This is a genomic window from Bartonella sp. AD24XZML (assembly GCF_042196485.1).
Taxonomy (GTDB): domain Bacteria; phylum Pseudomonadota; class Alphaproteobacteria; order Rhizobiales; family Rhizobiaceae; genus Bartonella.
Genome location: NZ_JBHIQH010000030.1, coordinates 21,227 through 27,861 on the forward strand (window position 1 = coordinate 21,227; position 6,635 = coordinate 27,861).

General features: G+C 36.3%; 5 protein-coding genes, 2 tRNA genes and 2 pseudogenes. 6 read left to right on the forward strand and 3 right to left on the reverse strand.

Annotated elements, in window-relative coordinates; translation table 11 throughout:
- Positions 1-21: 21 nt before the first annotated feature.
- The 5 genes from ACFIMX_RS02665 (at position 22) to ACFIMX_RS02685 (ending at position 3,872) form a co-directional block, all read left to right on the forward strand.
- Positions 22-972, forward strand: coding sequence for a siderophore ABC transporter substrate-binding protein (locus tag ACFIMX_RS02665; RefSeq protein ID WP_375693991.1), 951 nt, complete (start codon positions 22-24; stop codon positions 970-972).
- 106 nt (positions 973-1,078) lie between these two features.
- Complete coding sequence (locus ACFIMX_RS02670; protein ID WP_375618487.1) at positions 1,079-2,035, forward strand: ABC transporter permease; 957 nt, start codon at positions 1,079-1,081, stop codon at positions 2,033-2,035.
- Between the two features lie 67 nt (positions 2,036-2,102).
- The gene (locus ACFIMX_RS02675) at positions 2,103-2,978 is read left to right on the forward strand and encodes an iron chelate uptake ABC transporter family permease subunit (protein WP_375618486.1); all 876 of its coding nucleotides are present in this window, start codon (positions 2,103-2,105) and stop codon (positions 2,976-2,978) included.
- Positions 2,975-3,733 carry an ABC transporter ATP-binding protein gene (locus tag ACFIMX_RS02680; RefSeq protein ID WP_375693992.1) on the forward strand — a complete coding sequence of 253 codons (759 nt, stop codon included), beginning with the start codon at positions 2,975-2,977 and terminating at the stop codon, positions 3,731-3,733. The genes ACFIMX_RS02675 and ACFIMX_RS02680 overlap by 4 nt, the downstream gene beginning before the upstream one ends.
- Positions 3,734-3,798: 65 nt before the next feature.
- Positions 3,799-3,872, forward strand: a tRNA-Gln gene (locus ACFIMX_RS02685).
- Between the two features lie 137 nt (positions 3,873-4,009).
- Here ACFIMX_RS02685 and ACFIMX_RS02690 read toward each other — a convergent pair.
- The 3 genes and pseudogenes from ACFIMX_RS02690 to ACFIMX_RS02700 form a co-directional block, all read right to left on the reverse strand.
- A pseudogene (locus ACFIMX_RS02690) lies at positions 4,010-4,215 on the reverse strand (DNA adenine methylase); the annotation flags it as partial.
- A gap of 1,235 nt (positions 4,216-5,450) precedes the next feature.
- Positions 5,451-5,540: pseudogene (locus ACFIMX_RS02695) on the reverse strand (DNA adenine methylase); the annotation flags it as partial.
- A gap of 233 nt (positions 5,541-5,773) precedes the next feature.
- Positions 5,774-6,163, reverse strand: a complete 390-nt coding sequence (locus ACFIMX_RS02700; protein WP_375640788.1) for a VOC family protein — start codon at positions 6,161-6,163, stop codon at positions 5,774-5,776.
- 261 nt (positions 6,164-6,424) lie between these two features.
- Between ACFIMX_RS02700 and ACFIMX_RS02705 the strand changes: the two genes are divergently transcribed.
- Positions 6,425-6,498 (forward strand) — tRNA-Gln (locus ACFIMX_RS02705).
- The last annotated feature ends 137 nt before the right edge of the window (positions 6,499-6,635 follow it).

Sequence of the window (6,635 nt, forward strand, 5' to 3'; positions counted from 1 at the left end):
AAATAAAAGGATAAAATCACGATGATAAAATATATGAAATGGATGACTTCTATCTTACTGGTTGCAATTAGCTTTGCAACGGTTTTATGGACACACATGAGTATTGCAAATACGAGTACTCAGACAAATGTAACGATTAATCATGTTTCAGGCACGACTTCTGTTCCCGCTTCTCCGCAAAAGGTTGTTGTGTTTGATCTAGCCTCGCTAGATAATATGAATCGCCTTGGTATCAAAGCAATTATCGGCCTTCCCGAAGGAAAAAAACCTTCCTATCTGCAACAATTTGACGATGCAAAATATGAAAGAATTGGAACCGTTTTTGAGCCAGATTATGAAAAAATTGCCACTCTTCAACCCAATTTGATTATTATTTCCTCCAGAACTCAAGCAAAATATAAAGACTTATCCAAAATAGCCCCAACAATTGATCTAACCGTAGAAAACGAAAATTCTCTTGAAGATATTAAACGAAATGTGTCTATCCTTGGAGAAATTTTTGGTAAAACACAAGAAGCAGAAAAGGAAATTGCAAAACTTAATGAAACTTTAGTTGAAGTCCGTAAAAATACCCAAGGAAAAGGCACAGGGCTCATACTCATGACCTCTGGTGGAAAAATCAGTGCCTTAGGACAAAAATCACGTTTTGATATTTTCCATTCCGCTTTTGGAATTGCCCCAGCAACCGATAAACTTACCGTGCAAAAACATGGACAACTCATTTCTCCTGAATTCATTCTTGAAACCAATCCTGATTGGTTGTTAGTGATTGATCGCGATGCAGCCATTGGACGGGAAGGACAATCCGCAGCACAATTGCTCAACAATGAGCTTGTTCACCGCACAAAAGCGAGCAAACAAAACCAAATTATTTATTTGGACTCTTGGAGCTGGTATCGTGCAAGTGGTGGTTTAACGGGACTCCTTGAAACCGCTAAGCAAATCAATGAAGCCTTTACAAAGAGCAAATAAGCGCACGAAAGAGCTTGATTGCTATATGAATAAAATTTAAAAGCAGGGGTTGTTTATGAAACAACCTTTGTTTTTTTTATTAAGTTTTAAGAGAAAATGATTTAACGTGAAGAATTACTGGATAACCATAACACTTTTAATTTTCCTGTCTATCCTCAGCATTTTTGTTGGTTATTCTGATGTCACACCTTCTAACCTTTTTGCAGCCGATCCCCATGCGTGGCTTATTTTTTGGCAAACACGTCTTCCTCGTACCATTGCAATCCTTTTAGTAGGCGCAGCACTTGCACTTTCAGGCATGATTATGCAACTATTAACACGCAATCGCTTTGTCGAGCCATCAACCACTGGAACCATTGAATCTGCTTCCCTTGGCATTCTTTTTATTATGATTTTTTGTCCCGATATTCCTGTTTTAGGAAAAATGGTCGTTGCGACAATTTTTGCCATGGCAGGCACTTTACTTTTTATGTTTTTATTGCGACGCATTCCTCTAAAATCTACTCTCATTGTACCCCTTACAGGGATTATGCTAAGCTATATTATTGGCTCTTTAACCAATGCCATTGCAGATTACGAAATGTTACTTCCTTCTCTTCAAGCTTACTTATTTGGCAGTTTTTCGATGGTTCTTGAAGGAAAATATGAACTCTTATGGCTATCTCTTCCCCTTTGTATTCTGGCCTATTGTACTGCTGATCGCTTTACGGTTGCAAGTTTGGGAGAAGATTTAACCAATAACCTTGGATTGAATTATCGTGTTGTCATGTTTTTTGGTCTTTTTATTGTCGCCTCAATTACTGCTGTTGTTGTGTGTACCATTGGCCGTATTCCTTTTGTTGGGTTGATTATTCCAAATATTGTTTCAAGTTTCATGGGAGATAATATGCGCTATACCGCTCCTTGGGTGGCCATCAGCGGTGCAGGATTGGTCTTGATTTGTGATCTTTTAGGACGAATCATTCATCCCTCTCTTGAAATTCCCATCAGCACCATAATGGGTGTAATCGGTAGTTTTATTTTTATGATACTGCTTTTACGCTGGAGAAAGCGTCTTGGATAGAAGAAGAAAAACAATATGTGTACTAACAACACTTATCATTATAGCATGCACTGTCATTAGTCTTTACATGACGTGGAATATCAATGTTTATACATGGAAATTTCGTCTTACAAAACTTTCCTCTCTGCTTCTTATTGCCTATGCAATAAGCGTTTCCACGGTTTTATTTCAAACAATCGTTAATAACCGTCTTCTTACCCCTTCAATTATGGGATTTGATCAGCTTTATATTTTAATAAAGACTGCCCTAATGTATTTTGTAGGCTCTCTTTCTTTGCCCTTTTTGAATGAAGAAGGACAGCTTGTTCTTGAAGCACTCATTCTTATCCTTTTTTCAATAAGCCTTTTTCGCTGGCTCTTTTCAGGAAGCCTAAAAGGGCTTCATTTAACGCTTTTAATCGGTGTTGTTTTAGGCGGATTTTTTTTCAGTTTACGGATGTTTATGCAATTGCAACTAAATCCAGACCAAATGATGAATTTAACCGATATTATGTTTGCAAATTTTAATAAATTCAATACACCGTTAATAAGCTTTGCCACAATTATTGTCCTCATTGTGAGTCTGATTGGATGGCATTCCCGTCATCTTCTTGATATCTTGGCTTTAGGACGTGAAAATGCCCTCAATCTTGGCGTTAATTACCACAAAAGTGCGACAGCTGTCCTTATTTTTGTTTCCATTCTCGTATCCATTTCCACCGCATTGGTAGGCCCCGTCACCTTTTTTGGACTGTTAGTTGCCAACCTTTCCTATGAACTTTCTCCTCAAGCAAAACACAGTATTGTTGTTCCAATTGCAATATTATTGGCTATTATTTGTCTGGTGGGGGGACAATTTATTTTAGAACAAATTTTTCATATGGCAGGGCGTTTAAGTTTTATCATTGAGTTTTGTGGGGGAATTGTTTTCTTAATGTTACTGATGAAGGGAAAACTAAAATGATTGAGATCAATCATCTTTCCAAAGCTTACGGAGAACGATTAATTATCGATAATTTATGCCTTCATCTTCCAAAAGGGGGGATTATTTCTCTCATTGGGCCCAATGGTTCCGGAAAGTCCACTCTTTTAATGCTGATAAGACGTCTTTTGCCACACCATAATGGTACAATTCATATCGACGGCTTTGATATTGATAAAATGCCCCTCGATATTTTGGCTCAAAAACTCTCAATTCTGCGTCAAGAAAATCCTTTGTCTTTTCGCTTAACCGTGTACGATTTAGTGAGTTTCGGACGCTATCCTTATTCAAAAGGCTGGTATGCACATGAAGATAAACAATTTATCGACAGTGCACTACGCTATCTCGGCTTACAAGATTTACAAAACCGTTTTTTAGATGAGCTTTCTGGCGGTCAGCGTCAACGCGCTTTTATAGCAATGGTTATCTGCCAAGACACTGATTATCTTCTCTTAGATGAACCATTAAACAATCTGGATATGAAACATGCCGTTTCTATGATGAAGCAATTACGCCGCACAGCTGATGAACTGAAAAAAACCATTCTTATTGTTATGCACGATATTAATTTTGCCTCATCTTATTCAGATATGATTGTTGCATTGAAAAATGGGAAAGCGGCCTATTGTGGGACTCCAAAAGAAATTATGCAACCAAAAATTCTTAAAGACATTTATGATGTCGATATTAAAATCAAAACAATTAATGACATCCCTATCGCTCTTTATTATCGATAATCATAAAGATTTTTTTGCGCTTGCATGCACTATAGAATCTGCTAGGGATAGTAAAATTGGCTTATTGGGGAATAGTTTAATGGTAGAACAGCGGACTTTGACTTCGTCAATCTTTGTTCGAATCCAAGTTCCCCAGCCAGTATTTAATGATTGTAGCTTGTCATCGGGTTTTGTATAATTTGAAAGCAGGTTTTGCATCAATTTATTTTTTTCAAAGGATCTGCAAAAACTTTCAAGGGTTATTTAAAATCCCTTTAATGCATATTTTCTCTTCCTCTAAAAATTGCAATTTGAGATGATAAGCTCTTGAGCCGGTGCGGATTCTTTGACCCACATGTATAAGATGTACCGACCTCTTTTATTTTAAATTGGCTAAAGATTTTTCGGATCTGAGGCACATCATTGAGAAAGAAGCATTTTTCTCTTGCGCAAGCAAAGCAAACATTGTCTGGTAATCCTCTCGCAAATAAATCCTTTCCATAGTAATACACGTATATCTGGCTCTGTTTATGGGAAAGCCTTATCTAATAGCTATAAACCTATCTAAAGAGAGAATTCAAAAAAGAAAGCCGAGCCAAATGATATAACGCAGCTTTCAGATATTGATTATAAGATTCAAATGAATCATCCACAATGGAGTAATGAATGCATATATACAAAACGTATCATATTGCAAGTGCTCTATTTAGAAATATGAAAACTTATCAAAAGAAACGTAAATGATCGCTATGATTTTGATATCATTCATTAGCATTATAGAATCTATAAACGCTTGGTAACTTTATCAATCCAATCAAAAGAAAATGCATCTTAAATGAATGTCTTCTCAATAAGGCTTTCATAAGCATTTTTTCATTTTGCACTCAAATGTAACTTCTTTGCAAATTAACCAGCTCAAATTTGAGTTGGCAAAATTAACCAATCCAATTTTGGAGGCGTTATCTTTAGAATAGCCATCTTTAAACATTATAGCTTTTGACTCAAAATTGAGTAAAATCCCATGCCTTAGATGTTACAATGGTTTTGAATTTTGCTGCCTCATCTTTTTTTCAATAGGTGTCCCCCAAATTTTGAGATAGCTCATTTGGTTTCGTATTTTTAAACTGTAACTTTTAAAACGTTTTTTGCTCGCTTGCTTGCGTTATATCATTAAAAGGTTTTCGGTTTCATAAGACATAACATTGTGATTTTCATTCTATATTGTGATGATAGTATCTATATAATGCCTGCCTATGATTTACTAACTTTTTAGTAAGCGTTTTTAAAAACGATCTTATCTTTAAACCCTTTTATGCAATCTTTATGAACTCAATCTATAAGCTTATGATAGTTTCATAACGATTATTCCTTTTAAGGTTACACTCAAATAAAGAGCAAAACACATCCCATTCTTAAACGTATGCAATTTATGTTATCGATAATTCCAAACGACTGAAATTTAAAACAATGTGATTTGTGCTATAATAAAAACGTATCATAAAATTTATGACCTATTATGAATGATAACTGCTTTTCATTTCATTTGAATGCACCCATGCGTTATAATATTTGCATTATGATTTGCTTTTTATGGTCTATACATTCATGGCAACCCTATATAAAAATGATCAATTCAAACATGCATAAAAGTATGGATTCTTATGTGGATTCATATAAAATAATTGCACTTAATATATTGACTTTATTAGTTTTTATGTACAATGCCTTTTTAACTTCATAAAGATATCAATTTCCTTGTAAAGAATATTCCTCCCATTCCAATAAAAGGCTCAATATAAGTGCGATGAGGGATAGCTTCTATGATTTTACAAGTACTGATCACTGGCCATGCAATAACGCCGACTGATCTCCAAACCAATTAGACCACCTGTGGAAACAGGCAGGCTGTGGGGCTGAATATAAATGGAACAGCACCGAACGAATAAGCCACGCGCCGCAAGTAAGCCTCTTAGCGTGCATAGCTTATAGGTTTTGGAAACAGATAATTATTATAATTGAGGTACTATAATTTAGGCGATTAAAGATCGGATCTCAAGCTTTTTAATCCAGTGGACAAACACGAATAATGTGTCCGTCCGGATCTTTGATTAGGAAGGTACGTCCAAATACATCAGTATACGGTTCCTTCAAAACATTTATCTCAACAGTGGTTTGCTCTTGCCATTCCGCATAGAGCTTATCTACGTCCTCTCCTGTCGACAACATAATGCCGATTTCTGAAAAACGAGGCACATTCTCCTCAGGCGTATCGCCCCTAGACCAGAGAGCAAAGAGAGCATCCCCCGAAGAAGCAAATGCAACATAGCGTGGCGAGGTAAACACAGGTTCTTTCATGAAGATGAATTTGTAAAAAGCCTTAGAATACTCTATGTTTGAGACGTATACCAACTGTAGGTTTGGGGTAACAGGATAAGTAGGGATATTACTCATAAATTCTCCATGATTTAGTAGTAACTGCCTGACATGATACACCTATATTAGGGAATATTCCAAAAAGAGTTTATGATACCTCCGTTCGCGGTGTGCTCTATTTATATATTTTTACTCGCTTATTGCTATATGCTAAAATATCGAGGACGCCACTACTGGGATTGTAATGATATCCCTATCGCTCTTTATTATCGATAATCTAAAGATTTTTTGCACTTGCCTACACTATAGAATCTGCTAGAAATGGTAAAATTGGCTTATTGGGGAATAGTTTAATGGTAGAATAGCGGACTCTGACTCCGTCAATCTTGGTTCGAATCCAAGTTCCCCAGCCAGTTGTATGTATGTAGCTTGCCTGTAGCTTGCCAGCGGGTTGTAGCTTGCCAGCGGGTGTAGCTTGCCACTAGGTTTTGTATATTTTGCCACTAGGTTTTGTATCAATTTATTTTCTTTTACATGATTTTAAGGGGGG